This window comes from Alcanivorax sp. (assembly GCF_040118815.1).
Lineage (GTDB): Bacteria > Pseudomonadota > Gammaproteobacteria > Pseudomonadales > Alcanivoracaceae > Alcanivorax.
Genome location: NZ_JBEDTC010000001.1, coordinates 202,936 through 223,203, shown reverse-complemented (window position 1 = coordinate 223,203; position 20,268 = coordinate 202,936). Strand labels below are relative to the sequence as shown.

11 protein-coding genes are annotated in these 20,268 nt (G+C 56.0%); 4 read left to right on the top strand and 7 right to left on the bottom strand.

Going from position 1 to position 20,268, the window contains the following annotated elements; translation table 11 throughout:
• Positions 1–74: 74 nt before the first annotated feature.
• Positions 75–941 carry a GNAT family N-acetyltransferase gene (locus ABNH18_RS01020; RefSeq protein ID WP_349381026.1) on the bottom strand — a complete coding sequence of 289 codons (867 nt, stop codon included), beginning with the start codon at positions 939–941 and terminating at the stop codon, positions 75–77.
• 127 nt (positions 942–1,068) lie between these two features.
• Here ABNH18_RS01020 and ABNH18_RS01015 point away from each other — a divergent pair, with 127 nt between their 5' ends.
• Positions 1,069–1,320, top strand: coding sequence for a CDGSH iron-sulfur domain-containing protein (locus tag ABNH18_RS01015; protein ID WP_349381025.1), 252 nt, complete (start codon positions 1,069–1,071; stop codon positions 1,318–1,320).
• A 141-nt stretch (positions 1,321–1,461) separates the two neighbouring features.
• On the opposite strand, the gene ppc is transcribed toward ABNH18_RS01015, so the two are convergent.
• On the bottom strand, positions 1,462–4,128 hold the full coding sequence (gene ppc / locus ABNH18_RS01010) for a phosphoenolpyruvate carboxylase (RefSeq protein ID WP_349381024.1): 2,667 nt from the start codon (positions 4,126–4,128) through the stop codon (positions 1,462–1,464).
• 192 nt (positions 4,129–4,320) lie between these two features.
• Between ppc and ABNH18_RS01005 the strand changes: the two genes are divergently transcribed.
• The 3 genes from ABNH18_RS01005 to ABNH18_RS00995 all read left to right on the top strand — a co-directional run bounded on the left by ABNH18_RS01005 (position 4,321) and on the right by ABNH18_RS00995 (position 8,679).
• Positions 4,321–5,265: a GGDEF domain-containing protein gene (locus tag ABNH18_RS01005; RefSeq protein ID WP_349381023.1), complete on the top strand. Its 945-nt coding sequence runs from the start codon at positions 4,321–4,323 to the stop codon at positions 5,263–5,265.
• A 105-nt stretch (positions 5,266–5,370) separates the two neighbouring features.
• On the top strand, positions 5,371–7,062 hold the full coding sequence (locus tag ABNH18_RS01000) for a S1 family peptidase (protein ID WP_349381022.1): 1,692 nt from the start codon (positions 5,371–5,373) through the stop codon (positions 7,060–7,062).
• A 168-nt stretch (positions 7,063–7,230) separates the two neighbouring features.
• Positions 7,231–8,679: a hypothetical protein gene (locus ABNH18_RS00995; RefSeq protein ID WP_349381021.1), complete on the top strand. Its 1,449-nt coding sequence runs from the start codon at positions 7,231–7,233 to the stop codon at positions 8,677–8,679.
• Between the two features lie 50 nt (positions 8,680–8,729).
• Here ABNH18_RS00995 and ABNH18_RS00990 read toward each other — a convergent pair whose 3' ends face one another.
• The 5 genes from ABNH18_RS00990 to ABNH18_RS00970 all read right to left on the bottom strand — a co-directional run bounded on the left by ABNH18_RS00990 (position 8,730) and on the right by ABNH18_RS00970 (position 20,028).
• The gene (locus tag ABNH18_RS00990) at positions 8,730–9,731 is read right to left on the bottom strand and encodes an LLM class flavin-dependent oxidoreductase (protein WP_349381020.1); all 1,002 of its coding nucleotides are present in this window, start codon (positions 9,729–9,731) and stop codon (positions 8,730–8,732) included.
• A gap of 187 nt (positions 9,732–9,918) precedes the next feature.
• The gene (locus ABNH18_RS00985; RefSeq protein WP_349381338.1) at positions 9,919–10,179 is read right to left on the bottom strand and encodes a transposase; all 261 of its coding nucleotides are present in this window, start codon (positions 10,177–10,179) and stop codon (positions 9,919–9,921) included.
• 123 nt (positions 10,180–10,302) lie between these two features.
• Positions 10,303–11,103: a hypothetical protein gene (locus ABNH18_RS00980; protein WP_349381019.1), complete on the bottom strand. Its 801-nt coding sequence runs from the start codon at positions 11,101–11,103 to the stop codon at positions 10,303–10,305.
• Positions 11,100–18,341, bottom strand: coding sequence for a two-partner secretion domain-containing protein (locus ABNH18_RS00975; RefSeq protein ID WP_349381018.1), 7,242 nt, complete (start codon positions 18,339–18,341; stop codon positions 11,100–11,102). Before ABNH18_RS00975 ends, ABNH18_RS00980 begins: the two co-directional genes overlap by 4 nt.
• Entirely contained in the window at positions 18,328–20,028 is a 1,701-nt protein-coding gene (locus tag ABNH18_RS00970; RefSeq protein WP_349381017.1) for a ShlB/FhaC/HecB family hemolysin secretion/activation protein, read from the bottom strand. The genes ABNH18_RS00975 and ABNH18_RS00970 overlap by 14 nt, the downstream gene beginning before the upstream one ends.
• Positions 20,029–20,268 lie beyond the last annotated feature (240 nt).

Sequence of the window (20,268 nt, the reverse complement as noted above, 5' to 3'; positions counted from 1 at the left end):
GAGCCGCGAAGAAGGCCGGCTTGTCGCAAGCAATTCGCGGCTCAAGCGCAGCTCCTACGGGAAAACGATGGTCGTTAAACCGCCTGGGCCGGCTGCATGAAGTGCTGCACATAACGGGCAGGCAAGTCCTCCACGGCCATCAGCACAAAGAAATCCAGGCAGTTAAAATCCGGGTCCCAGCACGGTTCACCGCACACCTGGGCCCCCATGCGCAGGTAGGCCTTGAGCAACGGCGGCATTTTCACACTATCGGCCCGGGCATCCCCTGGCAGCGCCTGTAACCGCAAATGCGGTTGCACGCGATGCCGTTCCTGGCTCAGGTGACGCGCCTGGATACGCTGATTCACCGCTGCCACGTTATAGCCTTCACTCAGAGCAATACTGGCGCAGCCCAGCAGGTAGCGCACATCGTTTTCCAGCATGTACTGCGCCAGCCGCGCCCACAGCACACTGATAACGGCCCCGTTGCGGTGTTCCGGGTGGATACAGGTACGGCCGATTTCCGCAAGCTTGCCATCCAGTCGACCCAGCATGGTCAGATCAAATTCACCGCTGGAATAGAACCCCCCGGTCCGGTGCAATCGGTCACCCGGCAGCACACGGGTGTAGCCCACGATTTCCCCGTTACGGTTATCACGCACCACCAGGTGCAGGCAGTGACGATCAAAGCGGTCCCGGTCGAGCCCGAACGGAGCACTGAAACTGGCGCCGTATTCCTGGGAAAAGATGCGATAGCGCAGGCGCTGGATTTTCAGAATCTCGCGGCGCGAGCGGGTGAAATACGCAGTGAAGCGACCCGGTGCTGGGGCGTCAACTACCCTCTCAGCGGCCATATCACGGGGAAAGCGAAGAATCTCGGCGGTGGCCACGAACGGCTTGGCGAACGCCCCTTTCAATTGCGGGCTTAACGCTTTGATCTTTCCTGCAGCTTGCGCAAGCATAGTGTACTCCACTGGCAGTTTCGGCCAGTGTCGTCAGCCGCCATGGCAAGGCAGTGACATTTGCATGACATTTGCGCGACACACGAAAAATGCGCCTGACGTTAACGAAAGCCCCTTGGAGAGCACCATGGACGCCCCCCGCATCGCCCACAGCGTACCGTTCCCGCTACCCGTCAAAAAAGGCGATACGGTCTACTGGTGCGCCTGCGGCCTCAGCCAGACACAGCCCTATTGCGACGGCAGCCACAAGGGCACCGGCTTGGCTCCGGTGCCCTACACCGCCACGCGGGACAAGATTGTGTTTTTTTGCGGCTGTAAACACAGCAGCAAAGGCATGATCTGCGATGGCAGTCATTCGAAGATAGTGGACAGTAAATAGTCGCCAGCCAAAAAGGTCGCGATTGCGTTGCCATGCCTGCTGAAGCAAAGAGGCCGCAGCCAAGGATTGGGCGCGGCCTCTTTCGTTTAAATCAAGACAGCCGATTTCACTCAGCTGTCAGCGGTCAATTATCCATTGCCTTTACCCCGTGTTGCGCAGGCCTGCCGCAATCCCCGCGATCGTCACCATCAAGGCACTTTCCAGTGTCTCGTCGCCGTCCTGCTGACGTAGCCGCGCCATTAGCTCTGCCTGCAGCAAATGCAACGGATCGGTGTACGGGTCACGCACACGGATGGACCAGCGCATCACCGGATTGTTATCCAGCAGGTCTTCACGGCCGGTAAGCGCCGACAACGCGCTGACCGTGGCGGTGAGCCGCTCACGCAGCACTTCGCCCAGGCGCATCAAGCCTTCATCGTCACCCGCCAGGCGCTCTTCGTACCAAGCCGCCACGCGCAGGTCGGACTTGGCCAGTACCATTTCCAACATATCCACCACGCCCTGGAAAAACGGCCAGTCGCTGGCCATTTCCCGCACCATGGCATTTTGTGCCGTATCGTTCTGGGCGTCTTCCAGTGCCGCACCGGTACCCAGCCAGGCAGGCAGCATCAGGCGAATCTGGGTCCAGGCAAACACCCAGGGAATCGCCCGCAGGGAACTGATGCCCTGATCCGACTTACGGCGGGCCGGGCGACTGCCCAGCGCCAACCGCGACAATTCGGTTTCCGGCGTCACGGTACGCAGGTAACGCACCAGCTCGGGCTCATCGCGCACCACGCCCCGATAGCCAGCCACAGAGGTATCAGTCAACGCCTGCATCTGCTGGCGCCACTCCGGCCGCGCCGCCTGGGGCGGCAACAGGGTGGCTTCCAGTGTGGCCGCCACATACTGCTCCAGGTTGAACACCGCCACTGACGGGCGACCATATTTGAAGCGGATCACCTCGCCCTGTTCCGTCACCCGGATACGCCCGGCCACTGAGCCCGGCGGCTGTGACAACAACGCCATGCGCGTCGGCGAGCCGCCACGGGAAATGGAGCCGCCACGGCCATGGAACAACGTGAGCGGAATACCGTTTTCGGCAAACAATGCCGTGAGCTTTTCCTGGGCGCGATACTGAGCCCAGGCGGCCCCGAGAAAACCGGCATCCTTGGCGGAATCGGAATAACCGATCATGATTTCCTGACCACCCGCTACCCGCTCCCGATAGAACGGCAGCGCCAGCAGCGCCGACATGGTCTGCTCAGCACCATCCAGGTCATCCAGGGTTTCAAACAGCGGCACCACGCGCATGGGTTCACGGACGCCGGCGATTTTCTGCAGCAACATCACCGCCATCACGTCCGACGGCGTGGTCGCCATGGAAATCACATAGGCACCCAGGCCTTCACTGCCCTGCTCGGCGATCACCTCACAGGTCGCCAGCACCTCGGCCACCTCAGGGGTGCACTGTTCGCTATCGCGGAACATGCCATCAATCAGCGGTCGGCGCGCCTGCAGCTCGTCCACCAGAAACGCCTGGCGGGCCGCTTCATCCCAATCGTGGTAACTGCCCAGCTGCAGATAGCGGGTGATCGCATCCAGCACCTCACTGTGGCGGGTGGATTCCTGGCGAATATCCAACCGCAGCAAGGTAATACCGAAGCAATTCAGGCGACGCAGGGTATTCTTCAAATCGCCATCGGCGACATCCCCCAGGCCCACAGCGCGCAACGAACGGTCCAGCAACTGCAGTGGCGCCATCAGCTCTTCGCGGCGCAGGTAGGCGTCCCCCTCCGGCACCGGTAAGCCTTCGACCTGCGCTTCCATTTGGCGGCGGGTCAGGCGCAAGCGGCTGCGCACGTCGCGCAGCAACACCCGGTACGGTTCGTGGGTGGGGCCCGTGGCCGCCAACAGTTCGTCACTGGCGGATTTCATCGACAGATCCGCCAGCAAGTTCTCCACATCGCGCAGGTACAGGTCCGCCGCCATCCAGCGGGCCAGCAGCAACACTTCCCGGGTCACCGGTGCGGTGACATTGGGATTGCCGTCCCGGTCACCGCCCATCCATGAAGCCAGCTTCACCGGCGCCCAGTCCGCAGGGGGCGCAGGCAGGCCCTGCTCGGCCAACTGCGCTTCCAGCCGGCGCAATACATCCGGTACGGCCTGCCACAGGGATTGCTCAATGGTGGCAAAGCCCCACTTGGCTTCATCCACCGGGGTCGGTTTTTCACGACGAATTTCATCGGTGCACCATGCCGCCAGAATCACCCGGCGCAGCCGCTCACGGCGCAGCTCACGCTCGTCATCATTCAGGTCTGAACGGTCTAGCTCACTGAGCAGGTCCGCCATCTGGTCGTATTTGCGAATCAGGGTACGGCGGGTTACCTCGGTGGGGTGCGCCGTCAGCACCAGCTCCACAGACAACTGCTCCAGCGTGCCCGAGACCTGATCTTGCGCAATCTGATTATCGTCCAGGCGCTGCAGCACTTCCTTGAGCCCTTGGTCGGTTCCCGCATCCCCGGGATACCGCTGATGCTGACGGTGCAACCGCTCGCGGTGATGCTGTTCAGCAATATTGCTCAGGTTGAGAAACTGGCTGAACGCACGGGCCACTTCCAACAGGGTCTCGTCGTCCAGGGGGGACAGCAGGTCGCGTAGCGACGCCAGTGACTCGCCCCCCTCGGTACGGGTGGACACCGATGCCTGGCGAATCTTCTCCACCGTCTCGTACATGGCATCGCCCGCCTGCTGACGCAGACATTCGCCCAACAAATCGCCCAATAGCCGGACATCATCACGCAATGGTGCATTTACATTGTGATCCACTGTGCCTCCTTACGGTGCAGGAACATTCGCCGGCGCCTACAATACTCGCTCTTGAGGTCGAAGCCATGACCGACAAACTTATCTCAACGTACAGTTTTAACAAGATTACACTGCCGGGCATCTTTATTCCGCTGCCACGGTGCCGCAACATAGGCCCCCTAACAGGCTGTGAACAAACCCGGGATCGACTCAATGATTAACACCTCAAGCCGTATCACCTCGGATCAGGGTGTGGTGCTGATGCAGTATCTGGCGCGGGCCCTGTTTGCCGGCCTCGCCGTGATGTATTTCCACCACGCGGACCACTTCTTCTTCACCCTGCCCAAGGCGACCCCGTGGCTGCTGTTTTGCGCCTATATCGGCATCCAGCTTCTGTTGCTGATCTGGCGCCCGGTGAATGCCGACGCCTTTGCCTCCGCGCTGGATCTGCTCACGCTGGGCATCGTGCTGCTGCTCGATGCGGGTGATCCGCCCCCCACCATGGCGCTGCTGTTCATCGCCGTGCTCAGCAACGGCCTGCTGCACGGACTCAAACGTTTTCTGATCATGCTCGTCGGGGCGGAAATCGTGCTGGCCTTTGTGCTGCCCATCCGGCTCAGCTATACCAGCGCGTCCTCCGCCTCTGCCAGCCTGTTTCTGGTGGCCGCACTCAGCGCCTGCATGCTCTATTTCGGGTTGATGATCTGGCGCAACCAGCACCTCTCCCGTGCCGCCCTGGAAGCCACCTGGCGGGACCCGGATACCGACTTCATCAGCCGCGAAGCGCTGGTCAGCACAGCCGGTTGGCTGGTGCCCCTGCACGATCGCATTTCCTCGCCGCTGACCCTGGCGCTGGTGCGGCACAACGAACTTCCCTTATTGGCTGACCGGGTGGCCCAGCGTGTCCGTCGCAGTGATGTGGCTGCACGCTACGATGAACAGCACCTGGCTCTGCTGTTGCCTTGCACCGCCACGGCAGCTGCTGAGCAGCTGCTCAATGATCTTCGTGAGCGCCATCCCGGCCTGCGGGCCGCCGTAATGACACTGGCCGATGGCGACGCCGCCCTTGAGCAGGCACTTTCCCACCTGCAGACGTCCATGGCTCGCACCACGGAAGAAGACAACCACTGGCTGGCCCATGCTCCACCAATGAACTGAGCCAGACACGCCGAAAGCCTGATGCTCGAGGCCTGACGCAACGCGCTCACACCGCCTTGTCACCCTTTGCGCTAAACTGGCGTAAACAATGACAAGGCCGCCTTCATGCCCCTTCGTACCGTTTCCGCAGCCCTGTTCGTCTGTCTGCTAACCGCCCCGGGCACGCTCTTGCTCGCCGCCGACGGCCCCAGCCCGCGCATTGTCGGGGGCAATCAAGCTCCCTCTGGCTTCTGGCCGTGGATGACACAACTCGCCATCGACGACCCCAATTTAGACGACGGTTACTTGCTCTGCGGTGCCAGCCAGATCAGCCCGCGCTGGGTGCTCACGGCGCATCACTGCACCCAGTACCAGAACGATGCCCTGGCCACTGCCGACCGTATGTTTGTTTATATCGGCGAAACCGAACGCAAAGGCACCTTCCCCCAGCCGGGGCGCATCGCGGTGGAGGGTATTTACCGCCACCAGAACTACAACAATTTTTCCTTTGCCCACGATCTCGCCCTGTTACGTATTCCTGCCACCAGCAACAACCAATGGCCCAGCCTGGCGGACAACGGCACCTTTGCGGAACTGGAAAGTCGCTCGTTGAACCAACGTGACGAAGCGGTAACCGCCCTGGGCTGGGGCCAGACGGGCAGCGGCAACCTGAGTACACGGCTGCGCGAGGTGCAACTGGATTACATTCCCAGAACGATTTGTAATGATCTATCGACCCTGAGCATCCCCGATTCGACCATCTGCGCGGCGGAGCTCAATCCGGTCAATGACATTAACCAGGACACCTGCTTCGGTGACAGCGGCGGCCCTCTGTTTATCGGCGAAGAGAGCAACCCTTGGCTAATCGGACTCACCAGCTTCGGGGTGGAAAAATGTGCCACCGGCGCTCCCGCCGGCTATACCCATGTCACCGCTGAAATTGCAGAAGTGGAGCGCCTGACCACCCAGGGCAATGCTCCCTTGGTGGACATGAGCCTCGGCGGCGAGGCAACGCGATACTATCAACCCATTAACGGCACCCAAGTCCTCTCGGTCACCCTGCGCAATAACAGTATCGATAACACTGCTACCAACCCGGCCGTAAGCCGCTCACTCAGCGGCAGCCTGACCACCAGCGCCCGCTTTGACTGGAACGGCTGCAGCCCCCTTTCCTCCGCGACCCTCTGTACCGTGGCCAGCAGCTTGGCCGCTGGCGCTTCACGCACAGGTAACGTGGAGGTGACAGACAGCAGCGGCAGCGAGCTGGTGGTCGCTCTCACACTCACCGCCAGCGCAGAGGAAAACGATTACCGCCGCCGCAACAACAGCTCCCGCCGCGAGATCGTGTTTTCCAACAACCCGGACCTGGCCCTGTCCGCCACCCAACAAACCAGCAGCCCCAGCCAGGCCCGGGTGGCCGTAAACCTGAGCAACCGCTCCCCGCTCAACGCCGCCACCGGCACAGACATCCGTTTTTTCCTTCCGACCAACACGCAGCTGCTCAACAGCACCGAACTGGGCTGTCAACAGAGCAACCCCATTGTCTGCCCCATTGGCAACTTGGCGCCTCAGCAAAGCCAAATCTTGGCACTGCAATTCGCCAGCGACACCGGTATCAACCAGGCCTTTACCTTTAACGCCAGCGCCAACCAGAACGATATTGCCGGGGACACGGACGCAGAAGCTGAAATCGCTGTGCAGTACAACGCAACAGTCTCTCCCGTCGCCAACGAGAGCAGCGATGGAGGGAGTGCCTCAATATTGACGACCCTACTTATTTGGATGTTTGGACGATGGCGGCAGATGAATCCACAATAATGCTTTTTGTTATTTTTCTTTCAAGAATCGGACGTGACAGGGTTCGCAATTCCCTTACCCGGAGCCCATTTAAACCACACCTGTAAGACTTGGCTGACAAGCAAAAGCACATTACCCCCTTATACTTCCGGCCCAATTTAAAACACCGAATCCATATATGGGGGAAACATGGTGACCACGCAGTGGCAGCACATGAAACGTGCTGCATTCACGTTTTTATTATTGAGTGCCGCAACGCCCGGCTTTGCCAACCTATCAGCCCAAGGGCCGGAATATCTTGTAAACACCACATCATCTGGTTACGAAGCCACACCCCACATAGCGGTAGACGGCAACAACCAACAACTTATCGTTTGGACGTCAGAGAACCGTTTGTCCTCTGACGGACCAACCATTAAAGGTCAGTTCTACAACCCGTTCGGAGAATCCGTTGGTCCGGAAAAGACCCTGGTAAGCGCAGCCCGAAACATCGCCCGTATCCCAGAACAAAATGACTACCCTCATATTGCTCTCACCATGTGGAACGACGGTACTTTTGCCCTTGCCTGGTCAGAAATCGGCGACCCGATCGGTGACACAGGCAATGACTACAACCTGGTTATCCAGTTCTTCAATGCCGACGGCACGCCAGCGGATGAACCTGCCACCGTTGCAAACACCGACGACAAGGAAGCCCTGCCCGTGCTCGCTCACAATGACGCTGGGCTGGTAATCGCCTGGCAGACTTTCCCCACCACACTGAACAAATCCATTAATGGAAAAGAACTGAAATTCCGGCGCTATAACAAAAGTGGTAACGCCACAAATAGAGCCACCTCCGTCACACCGCCCATGCAGCTCACCAATCTGGGGGCTATTCCTGCCGTTGCCCTGAATACCGATAACACGGTATTCCTGGTCTGGGGCGCAGATATGCAGAGCAAGAAAACAGGAGAAGAAACATCACCACATTTCGCTATCAGAGGCGCCCTTTTCGCCGCAAATGATAACGCCATCGGGGAAACATCTACTCTCTACGACATAACAGACGCGGCAAGCTACCCCAGTGATGTGCATGCGACCACACAAGGCGACAACCATTTCCTCGCCGCCTGGGATAGCGGTGATTACGGAAACCGGGACCCGATGGCACGGTCGGTGTCGCTAACCGGAGAACTGGGCAGTGTATTGGGTCAACAGACCCAGCAAGACAACGCTATCTCGGCTATCGCAAAAGACAACAACGGCAATGCTTTTATCGTCTGGAACCGCCGCTCTTATAGCGATACAACGCTTTACGCTCAACAGCTCACGATCAACGGCCTGATAGGCGAGTCTCAGCAAGTCTCAACCTACACCACGCCCGAAGAGAACCATGTAGCCCTTACCGTAGACAGTAATGACTCGGTTACCGTCTCCTGGGAAAGCTGGATAGAGAATGATGACGACGCGCCGGATATTTATGCTCGCCGTTTTGAGGTCGCTCAAAACAGCAATGCAGCAACCGGCGGAGCAAGCAGTGGAGGAGGAGGCAGTAGCGGAGGCGGTAGCCTGCCCCTTTCTATGCTTGCTGCTCTCGTGGCGCTCGGCAGGTTTCGCAGGAACCACTGGCGAATCTCGGACCGTAGGTCAGATTAGCCTATAAGGCGTAATCCGACATCTAGGCTGCCAGTGAATACCATGACGCATCACACCGCCTGGAACTGCTCCAACGCCGCCAGAACATCCAGTGCATGGCGGCGTTTCGCCGGGTCATGAAGGTCCACCGTCACCATCAGCTCATCCACCTCCACCGAATCCAACAACTGATCAAGCTGCACCTGCATGGATGCCGCCGTGCCCAGCAACTGCAACCCCAGAAAGCCCTTCACCCCGGCTTCCTCTTCCGCGTTCCACAGTCCCGCCATACTTTGCACCGGCGGTTTCATCCACAGCGGCTGCCCCCGGAACAGGGCGAGAATGCGCTGGTAACTGGTCGTGGTGAGATAATGGGCTTCCTCATCAGAATCGGCCGGTACCGCAGGCACCGCCAACATGGCATAGGGCTTGTCCAGCTGGGCCGACGGCTGAAACTGATCCCGGTAGATCCGTAGCGCCTCACGATACAGGCGCGGCGCAAAATGCCCGGCAAAGGCATACGGCAAACCGCGCTGCGCCGCCAGCTGCGCGCTGTATAAACTGGACCCCAACAACCAGATCGGCACATTAGTGCCCGCCCCGGGAATCGCATTCACCGCCTTGGCGGTATCCAGCGGCCCCAGCAAACGCTGCAACTCCGCCACATCATGGGGAAACTGCTCCGCACCCAACCCTTCCCGGCGTAACGCACGGCTGGTCATCGGGTCCGTTCCTGGTGCCCGGCCCAACCCCAAATCAATCCGATCCGGGTACAAAATCTCCAGCGTGCCAAACTGCTCGGCAATCACCAATGGCGGATGGTTCGGCAACATCACCCCGCCAGACCCAATTCTGATCCTGTCTGTAGCCCCGGCAATACGCCCAATCAACACCGAAGTCGCGGCACTACTAATCCCCTGCATATTGTGGTGCTCCGCCAGCCAAAATCGCTGAAAACCCAGCGATTCAGCATGTCGGGCATAGGCCACACTGTTAGCCAGCGTCTGCCCAACGCTGTCGCCTTCGCGAACCGAGGCCAGTTCTAACAATGAAAAGGGTACTTTCGCAAACAAGGTTTATGCTCCCATAACGCCAAGCGTTATGAATGGTGTTCAAATTTGGGATTTAAAGTCAACAGGCAACAGTGAGTGGACCAGACTGGGTTTAGGGCGTGTGGCGAGATAAGTAGGAATTTCATGGGTACAGCGAACACAAGCATGGGTTTCCTGCTCGCTCACCTTACCCGACGCAAGAGATTTTCTAATTCTTGCGTGCCCCGGCTATTCGATGATAGCGACGGTTACTGCACTGTGTGTAAACCCCGTTAAACTGCCGCATGCCCTTCGACAAATTGCCATCCGGTGTCTCGATTACAAGATGGTAATGGTTATCCATTAAACACCAGGCATGGCAGACCCAGTTAAAATCCTCCGAAACCTGTCCTAGCACCGATAGAAAACGCTCTCTATCAACATCATCCTCATAAATCGCCTCCCGACGATCTCCCCCGCAAGGTGACATGATAAAGGGCACCTGAAAACTCAATTCGAATTGGACGTGACATATTCAAACACTACGTCAGCAGCAGTATAAAGTATAGACCTGACCCCCATGGTGCTGAGGTGCTGCGTTCATGGTGTGCGATTATTGTTTATATTTTTCCGGAACTACCTGCGTGAACTCGCCATCAAATCGAACACTATCAAGCGAGCGCTGAATGCGTTTCCTCAAGTCGTGAACAACCGCTTCGTGATCAATATCAACACCATGCATCTTGTGCATATTGCTGATTCGAATGGTGTTACCACAGCCAAAGCTGACAAAATCGTCCTTGAAAAAGCCTGGGCAGGATATTCCGACACTATACTCTTCGGCTCCAGGCCCCTCAGTTCCGAGCTCCTGAGACCATATATATTGATGATTTCTGCTTTGATAGAGGCGGCAGTTCATTTCCTGGACGCGAATCATACTTATGCTGAATTCATCTGGAATCCGGGGATGTTTACCTCCTCTTCCATCAGTGTAGCCTTCCTGCTTTTCTTTTTGTTTCCCAATCGTTCGTTTGATTGCCTTCTCGATATAGGTGTCATAATCACCTGTCTTCAATGCCTCCAACTCCAGAGCACCCTCTGCAACATCATACTCATCTATTGAAAATCGAGACTCATACCCCACATAGCGACCAGCGATGCCTTCCGGGCCGCCATTGAAATAAATATGGCCAAAGGGGGTTGACGACATGAAAAGCCACTCTCCTTCTGGAGCCAATACAGAAAAGGTGTTTGTCCACTTCCCTGCCCTTCGATTTTTTGCTGCTCTGTTCGGATCGGAATTCACCATTGCGTGGTAGCGTTTTTCCGGTGTCGTAGTCTCCCAACGCCCAGAAGCACAACTAACAATAAGGGTAAGCAAACTAAACGCTAAAATTAATTTCCAAACTCTCATGGTGCTACGCCTCCACAATTAACAATACATTGATAACCGGAGTGTGGAGACAATGTATTCGTTTTATTGCTATTTGGATATTTTTCTCCGGTCAATAACAGGGAAGCATTTGGCAGTTTGTACAACCAGGACGGCCCACTCAGTGTATGGTTCGAGAAATTGGCCCCATCGCGCCCATATAGCCAAACGCCCGCATTGTCGCCTAACCCTTCGGCCACATAATCTCCGGCATTTGACGATGAGCCGACATAGCTCAGATTCTTATCCCGAAGCGCTTCAAACATGGTCTGATTCGGCACCGGCGAGCCGTAAGAAACAAATTGGAATGTGGACATCCTGCTTTCTTTGTTCCAAGCTCCCTCATAATCCGCTGCATTCAGTATGTTCAAACCTGACAAGGTCAAAATATTGGCCTGTGAATGGTTGGCAAAGTTTGCATCTTTCCCCAACGCCCCTCGCGCCCCCATAACGTCATACATAAATTCACCCGTTTGCACTGCAGCGCCTGTCATCAGATTTACATCCAGCCCGATCCAGTCCAATCCTTCAGTTAACCGGTAACCTAATTTATCAGCACCGATTTCAAACAGGTCGGATAAGAAGCCGTGGCGAGGATTATAATTCTGAGTTAATACGGTTGTGTTGCCTGATTGCTCAATGGCGTTCACCATCGACTCGGCAGGCGTATTCATCATGCCGTTGGTGGCGTTGTGGAAAGTCGCATTGCCCAGTGTAATGTCAATAAACTCCTTCGTTACCAACAAGCCTTGAAGTGCCTGCTGCCCCTCCGGTGCCAAATCTGCATACCCAGGTAGCTGATCAGCAGCGATATAGAGGTCCGGGTTCGCTAGGACATGAGGATCGTCGGCAGCGCGTAGCTGGCGGGTGCCGCCAGCAATATCACGGGAACCCACCATAACCGGTAACTGCGACAGCAAGCCGCCATTATCGGCGCTATCAAAAGGCAACAGGCCCAACGAATATTTGTCAGCTTCTTTCAATATATCGGCGACCTTATCAGGCACCAAGTCTGTGCTGATACGCTGGGCGTCCTTTTCCAGCCCTGCCGCTGTCAACTGCCAGTTTCGACCCAGATTCTTGTGCTGCTGGACAATCCCCTCACGCCCCTCCTGCGTGAATACCCGATTATCCACCGCCACACTGGCATCCAGTGCACCTGTCTGCTGATTGAGCGTGACGACTTGAGATTCACTGACGTTTCGGTTTAGACCGCTGAAATCACCGTTTTCTTGCTGCTCATCCAGACTCAGTCCACCCACAGTGACATTGCCGCCACCAATCGTGGCCTGAGTCTCACCCTCCATCCGGTGCCCGGTATCCTGAACACTGATCGTCGTCGTGGCCTTACTCACCTGCAATCCACCGCCCTGTTGATCACTCTTGCTATAATCGCGCAGGTTTTTCACTGTGAGCGTCTCGGTACTGAAGTTCAGGTTGCCGTGATCTACCAACGCGAGTTGGCCGGTTTCTGCATCTTCTTCATAGTCGGCATTAGCGATCATGCCGCCAATAAGGGTGGTGTCTCTGGCTGTAATCTGGCTATTTTCGCCATCAGCCACCAAGATAGCGCTTTGCTGGTTCGTGCGAGCCCCTTCGCCGCTACCCTCCCCCATGTTGAAACCTGCGCTTGCGCCTTGAGCAACCCCCTTACTGTCTGTACCTCCGCCAATACCCAGGTTTGCACCAAAGCTGCTGTTTGAGCTGCTATGCGTATCTTGCAGACTTTCAATATGCAGGATGCCGGTGTCGATATTCGCGGTATTCGCGATAACCACGCCCCCTTTGACAGTGAGGCTGTCGCTAGTGCTGTTCAGATGACCCACATTGAGCTGGCTGTTGGCGTACTGGGTCGCCTGGCTTTCTGACTCGGCTTCGTTAAAGCCGGCATTGGCATTCCAGCTACCCGCGCCGCTGGTGCTAACGCTAAAGCCGCCGTTTTTGCTCTCTTGTTCAAAGCGGCTGCTTTGTTCGTTGGTGCCCGCGCCAATAAGGATATCGGCTGCATTCAGGTCCAAAACACCCGCATTAATGTCACTGCCAATGATGCTCGCCTTGTCCGCATTGATGCTCATGGCAGAGGCATTCAGACTGCTGCCTTGCCAGGTTTTTTCTGTTGCCGTGCTAGTGGAGGTGGTTTCGCTGTGCTGGGCACTGCCGCTGACGTAAAAGCCGGTACCCCCCGCTGCCGCTCCGGCGGCGGTGGCCGCCAGAGCTTGAGTCGCTGCCAGTTCCGCCTGGACCAGGTTAGCGGCGGCTGCGGCTACCATGATGCGGTAATCATCCAGTGCGTCTTTAGCCAACTCCCCCCGTTCAACGCGCCTTTCCGCGTCTTTCAGGGCGTCTTTCGCGTCACCAACGGCGTCGCCCGCTTTCTTTAAGCCTTCAATGGCATACGCTGCATCCACGTAGGCATTACGAATACCCACCGACGTTTCGGTGGTTTTTTCCTTCAGCGTTTCCGTGACTGTCTTTTCATCCTGCACCCCGGTAATGCTGACGCTGTCACCCGCCAGGGACAGAACACCGTCTTCCCCTGTTGCGCTGATATCCGCATTGATCAGGCTTAACGCGCTGTCTGCCTCAAGGACGATTTGATTCCCGGAAATACTGCTACCGTTATGCGTTAGCGTATTGGTGACCGTGGCCTGTTCCAGCTCGGTCAACCGAAGCCCGCCCAAGCTGATTTCGTCCTTTTTCAGTGAGGGGTCAATGCGGGAGGCGGTTTCGGTTTCATCTTTTTCAGTGGTTGTGGTTTCGGTGACCGCCGTATCCAACAGGATATTGTCGGCCAGCATCACCACCTTGCCGCTCTCTTCATCGGCTTTCAGGCTGGAGCCCGTCAAGGTCATATCGCTTTGGGCAGACAGCTGAATATTCTCTGCTTGCAGCGCCGAACCAACCTCGCGACGCTCCTGGACTCGGCTTTCCGTACTTTCGGAAAGCTTTATTTCCATGTCTTTAGCCCCCAGTGCCAGGCCCGGCAAATACAAGCCGCCCGCTCCCATGATAACGGAGGAAGCTTTTGCCAATTCCTTGACAGGGCCACGCAAAGAACGGGTTTTTATATCCCAGTTTTCGTTTTCCAGAGCGACGGTGCCGATGTAAAGGTTATCGATACTGCCCCTCTCAATAATGGGGTTACCATTTTCATCTAGCGTCATAGCCCCGCTTTCATCGGTTGCTAGTGCTGCATCACCGATTCGAAGGTCGCCTGTCGCTTCAATCTCGGCTGCACCCAATATGACATCACCCTGGGCATCCAGTGAGATGTCCGCTCCAGAGGAAAGACCGGCTTGCGCCAATGTCTGGGTCATGCTGCCGGTATCACGCGTTTTGATTCTGGCAGCATTTTTTTCCTCAACTTGTGTTCGACGGTATTCGCTATTCACTGCGGACTCAATACGGATACCCTCACCTGCCACGGCTTCAACACCTTGCTCCCCGTGTCCACTAGACGCAAACAAGGCAAGATCACCGGTCTCGGCATTAAGAATAAGGTTACCCAGTGCCGCGAGGTTACTTCCAACAACTCGCTGCGATTCCGCTTCGATTGTTTGCTCTTTGCTACTACCAAAACTCCCTTCATCCTTGCGGTAGCTATAAAGAGAATCACTTTCCAGCGCATAACCTACGGTGATATCGCCCTGTGCCTTCAGCTGGATATCACCTTCGCTATCCAGGTCACTGGCTATGATGGAAAAATCATTTTCTGCCTCCAGCAACATATCCAGGTTGCTATGGAGGTTGCTACCGAGCTGGCGAACCTTGCTTTGGGTTAACTTCACATCCCCCTGATCCATGTGGCTACCTTGGCTAACGGCAACGCTTTCCACGGAAAGGTCTCCACCGGCCACCAGCGTCAGCAACCCGGCATCTACCTTGGCCCCCTGCAAACGGATATCCCCACCGCTGGTTACAGACAGGTTATCCGCCCTCAACTGTGCCTGTTCAGTTAACCGTGTCATCCAGTTAAGGGAATCCCCTACTGCGTCGGCCAAGGTGGCCACCTCAACATTACCGACGGCATCCAACGCCAGAGTTTGGGCCACCAGCTCACCACCAAGGTTTTGAATATCCTGCACACTTTGCAAATTCAGCGTATTACCAGCAACCATCGAGCCTGTGTTAGTGATGCCTCCCTGCTCTGCGACCACCGCTGCGCTGTTTTCCGCAACAATATCGCCATGATTAGTCACGTTATCCCCGCTGATGGCTACATCTTCACCACGCAATTGCGGGCCATCCATGACGGCACTACCCTGGGCCAGATACAGCACCGGCACCAGAACCTGATAGCCCGCCACATCTTGTTCCTCGAGCCAGACCATATCCTGCTGCAGGGCGTTAACCTGACCTGCTGTCAAGGCCACGCCCACGCTCAGTTGTAGAGATTCAGCCGCAGCAAAGGCGTTATCCATTAACCATCTAAATTGTTCTTCGTCACTATTGAAGTCAGGGTCAAGAAACCGGGTACCGGTTGCGGCCAGTACCGCATCACGCACAAGGGTCGTTTCATAATAGCTGTCACCAAGCCTTTGAATGCTCTGGTCCGGCTCCATGCCAAGGCGATTGATCAGATATTCGCTTCCCAGAAAACCATCCAGCGTTGCAAACAGTGGATTGGTTTCAATCAGATAAAGGTGGCCGGGGTCATCATTAAAGATAAAAAGGCCGTGAGCTCCGGGAAGATCAAACCCCAGCGAGAGAGGATCAAACCGAAACAAGGTGTCCGAGCTGTGTTCACCTGTGTCGCCATAAATGGCATCCATGGCAGAGCCAAAGCTGAACGCGGCATTTTCTCTCTCAGCACCGTTACTCACTTTTTCAGCATCAATAGTGAGTTTACCGCCTGCACTCACCAGCGCATTGATTACGGTTTCTGTCAAGATATTCGTATGACTGCTTGCTCCGCCACGGTTACAGCGAACCCGGCTACTGTCACATAAATGCCAGTTCTCCGAGGTCGGAATAGTCGTGTAGGTGTAGTATTTTTTCTTGGTACCTCCTCCCGAGCTTTTCTTCCTAAGCCAGGATTTATCGACACGCGTCACCTCCTTCAAATCCACCGTATACGCTGTATTCTCGAAACGGTTTGCCTTGATAGCTATATCGTTATTCGCCGCAATAATACTGGCGTCATTGAACAGATAATCCCCCATGAGCCAGAGATCGCCGCCAGCCAATAGCTGTGATTGCCGGGGCGAGGAATAAGACTGCACAATCTGTCGTTGATATTTATGACGATAGGTCGTGTTATGGCAGGCACTGCTTCTATTTCTATTAAAGCAGCGACGATCATAGTTCCTGTCATAGCTATAAACAGGATCATCCCAAACGATTTCAGCTTCTGGTTCACTGGCCAGCCTTTGCTCGAACCCTGCTGCCACAATGCGGATTTTTCCTTCACTGACGATTAAGCCGGATTCGTTGTTTACTCGCCGTGCCCAGCTGTCCTTCTCTTCCCAAATAGCATCAAAACTTTCCGAAAGATAACTACCTGCAATATCCAAATCTCCTACAGCATAAATATCCCCGTAGTTATCCAGATCATCCAGATATAACACCATGTCACCGGCGGACAATAATAGGGAGTGCTCTCCATTTATGAACCTTTCGCCGGTAAAGGTCAGACTTCCCAACCCTGCCATGTCGCCATGATTCTCCAAGTCACTTACAGCCAGGCTCATATCACCCGCAGAGCTGAATACACCCTCATTTCGCAACTGGGAGGCATTAACAGATACATCACCATGCACCTGCCAATCAGATTCGGGACCAATCGATACCGTTTCTGCGTTCAAATTAAACGCATCATCAGCCCCTACCTCGCCCTTATGTACATAGTCTTTAGTCGTAAGAGATATCGCCTGGCCTGCCTGCAAGGCACCCGCCTCGTTGTTCAATTCTCTTGCCGTAATCTCCAGATTCGCAACCGCATCAATTTCCCCGCTATTGACAAGGCTGCCAGAGGCGTTGACTTTCACGTCACTCTGGCCCGCCACCTTGCCTGTATTGGTCAAATTCTCAGTTGCGATCTCTGCTACACCCCCAGCCAGAACATCGCCATTATTGGTCACATGTTCTTCCGCTAGGATGGTTACCCGATCTTCACCGGTTACGGAAACATCGCTCTCGATACGGGTCTGGTCAGAAATGATCGTTATTGCATCAGCATTAACATCACCACCTTGAAGATGGATGCCCCCAGCATTCATCGATAAATGCCCTTCAGCGGCGATACTTCCCACTGCGCTCACAGCGCCTAACGATGCAACCTGCATATCTCCTTTAGCACTGGCATCAGCAAAAACCACGTCGCCTTGCGCCGACAACATCATATCCCCATTCTGCGCCGCCACCGGCGCATCCAGCTTCACCCCCACACCCTCTTCATTGGCTATCAACCGAATGCGGTTGGCGTACATGCCGCCCAGTGCACTGGAATCGATGGCAAAGCCGGGCTTGTTGGCACCGGTGGTTTCATTCGAAGTGACTAGGGTGTCGCGCTCTACCTTCTGCTGGCCGGTGACGATATTGAGGGAATCAGCGTGCAGTTCGCCGGCCACTTTGACGGAGCGGGCGATGAGGTCGAAGCGGTCGGTGTTGGAACCGTTCAATCCATTTTCACCAATGCCAATACGGCCACCCTGCACATCAAAACCCTGCAGCTCCCCCCCTTCCATGATGGATTTACCGGTGGTCAGGGTGGCGTGGTTGGTATTGATAAAGCCACAACCGTTACAGCTAATGCCGTTGGGGTTGGCCACTACCACATCGGCGCGGGCGCCACCCACTTCGATATAGCCCCCCAAGTTGGACGGGTTCTGGCCGATCACTTCATTGAGGATCAGGCTGGCGGAGCCATTGCGCAGATTCGGGTTGCCTTCGATGTAGCCACCCAGCTGGGTTTGCGTTACCTGCTGGCTGTTATTGAGCACAACGCCTTTACTGCCTACGTTGAAGTCGTTATAGAAATTCTGAGAAACACCTTTATTGTTCGGGTTCTGGATATTGACCACGGGCACGCCATTGGCGGCCTTATCCATCGTCGGTCGCCCATTGGTGCCATGGGTTGGGGTGATCGGCTGCGCAGCCAGCAGCATCGGCTGCCAAATCAGAAACAACGACAACGTGTACACCAGAGCTTTATTACCCCTCTCCCCAACCCCTCTCTCCTGTCGGGAGGGAGACTTTAATGATGTCTTAGAATTCTGCATAAAGTGAGGCATGGAGTGTGTACTCGCTGTCTGTCAGTTCCGTTGAATGCTGCTCCATGGGCCAGGAAATTTCGGTGGTCAGTTGCACCGAGCGGTAGCCCAACCGCACTCCGGCGGTGGTTGAATCTATGCGTGAAAAACCAAACTCGTTTTGGTTTCCCGGCACCACCCCGGAGTCATACGCGGCAAAGGGGATCACCGAAACAGGCCCGGTGATCGGCGGGTAACCATCGAACTGCACGCTGCCTGCCACGGCGGAATTGCCGTTCAGGGTAATATCCCGGTACCCCCGAACCACTGAACTGGATGCCACCGAGAACCGTTCCGAGGGGAACAATACGTCGTTGGCATACTGTGCATTCAACCGTAATGACAGGGCGCCATATAACGGCTTTATAAAGCGATTGGCTGTAAGATATGTCTGATAGCGAGTGTGCGTTTTCTCTGCAATTGAGACGTCACCCGGAAGGTTCGTTGCCGGCCCCGTGCCCCAGCCTTCTTCCACGGTGACGGTGCCCGCCAGCTGGGTGCGCCCCCAAAGGTGTTTGGCATTGATGCGCCCACCCAGGGCTTTCAGCTGGTAGGAACTCACCCGGATGACCGCATCGTCCAACAGGTTCTCGGTATCGGAGTAGGCGCCTAACAGCGAGAACGACAACCGGGAACGGTTGCTTCGATACAAAGTACGAGTGAGCTCAATACGGGAGGTATCGGTGGCGCCAGTGGTTTCAAAACGCTGGAAGATCCCCTGGATCTCGTTTTCATACTGTTGGCGGTTATAACTCAACGCCAGGTTCCAGTAGCCCAGGCTGATGTCATAACTGAACCCGGCCCCCCAGGCACGATCCGAAAACTCCGTGTCCAGATCGCTGTTAAGGGATAAGGAGATCCTGTCGGTGAGTCCGAAGGGACTGCCCCAATCCAGCCTCGCCTGGGCTGTACCGTGGGTAATATCGCCATAGTGCTCTTCATCCAGCACCAGGGTACCCCGATAACGCCGTGGCCAATCCGCCTGCCCCAGTACCACCGTGCCTCCCTGCTCTTCACCAGGCGCCAGATCCATCTTGGCGTCCAGGTGCGGCAATCGCGCCAGGGTTTCCACCGCGTGCTCCAGATCGCGAAGATTGACCAAATCACCGGGGGACGCCGGCACGGCCCATTCCAGCACACGTACCGGCATGCCCACCGCTTCAAAGGATTCCACCCGGCCGGCGACAACCAGAAACACCAAGGAGCCGGAGGCGATATCCTGTTCGGGAATCAATACGCGGCTAGTGACATAACCTTTGTCGATCAACGCATTGGAAAGCACTGCCTGTAAGGCACGAATGTCTTTCATACCAATGCAAGTTCCCTCTACCGCCTCGGCGGGCCTGCGAAACCAGCGGCCAAAAGGAAGCGGAGCTTCCCCCAGAGTTTTGAGTTGAACCGATTCAATCTCAAAACAGCGGCCGGATGCACCAGAGCCTTCTGGAACAGGCATGCGCAGATCCGGCCCTTCGCCGGGCACCTGCATGTCTTCCAGCTGCTGCTGCTGACGCTGACGCTCCTGCTCTTGCAGGCGGTCGAACATGCGTTGCTGGGAATTCGGGGCAGGAGCGGCCGTTACCGCCCCAACGCCTCCAATACCCACACAGAGACAGGCGGCGATAATGCCGTAACGAAACAACGGTTTTTCCCCCAACATGGCTATCCTTGCCGATTATCATCACACTGCCGCAGCGGGAAGGTTCATTGCCTTCTCGTAGTTGTGTATTGTGCTGCGACAAAAAAACAGCGGCGAGTTTACACTTTCGACGCTCAAAACGGACTTGAGAGACAGCACGGACGTGAACTTCATCACAATGATCCCGGCACAAACTGCCCAACGGTTTTTTCTGACGCTTTTTTTGGCTTTTTTTAGCACGGCAGTACATTCCGACGTACG

What these genes read in the sequence shown, in the direction of transcription:
- ABNH18_RS01020 (WP_349381026.1), bottom strand. Translation starts at nt 941, where the DNA reads ATGCTTGCGCAAGCTGCAGGAAAGATCAAAGCGTTAAGCCCGCAATTG.
- ABNH18_RS01015 (WP_349381025.1), top strand. Translation starts at nt 1,069, where the DNA reads ATGGACGCCCCCCGCATCGCCCACAGCGTACCGTTCCCGCTACCCGTC.
- ABNH18_RS01005 (WP_349381023.1), top strand. Translation starts at nt 4,321, where the DNA reads ATGATTAACACCTCAAGCCGTATCACCTCGGATCAGGGTGTGGTGCTG.
- ABNH18_RS01000 (WP_349381022.1), top strand. Translation starts at nt 5,371, where the DNA reads ATGCCCCTTCGTACCGTTTCCGCAGCCCTGTTCGTCTGTCTGCTAACC.
- ABNH18_RS00995 (WP_349381021.1), top strand. Translation starts at nt 7,231, where the DNA reads ATGGTGACCACGCAGTGGCAGCACATGAAACGTGCTGCATTCACGTTT.
- ABNH18_RS00985 (WP_349381338.1), bottom strand. Translation starts at nt 10,179, where the DNA reads ATGTCACCTTGCGGGGGAGATCGTCGGGAGGCGATTTATGAGGATGAT.
- ABNH18_RS00980 (WP_349381019.1), bottom strand. Translation starts at nt 11,103, where the DNA reads ATGAGAGTTTGGAAATTAATTTTAGCGTTTAGTTTGCTTACCCTTATT.
- ABNH18_RS00975 (WP_349381018.1), bottom strand. Translation starts at nt 18,341, where the DNA reads ATGCAGAATTCTAAGACATCATTAAAGTCTCCCTCCCGACAGGAGAGA.
- ABNH18_RS00970 (WP_349381017.1), bottom strand. Translation starts at nt 20,028, where the DNA reads ATGTTGGGGGAAAAACCGTTGTTTCGTTACGGCATTATCGCCGCCTGT.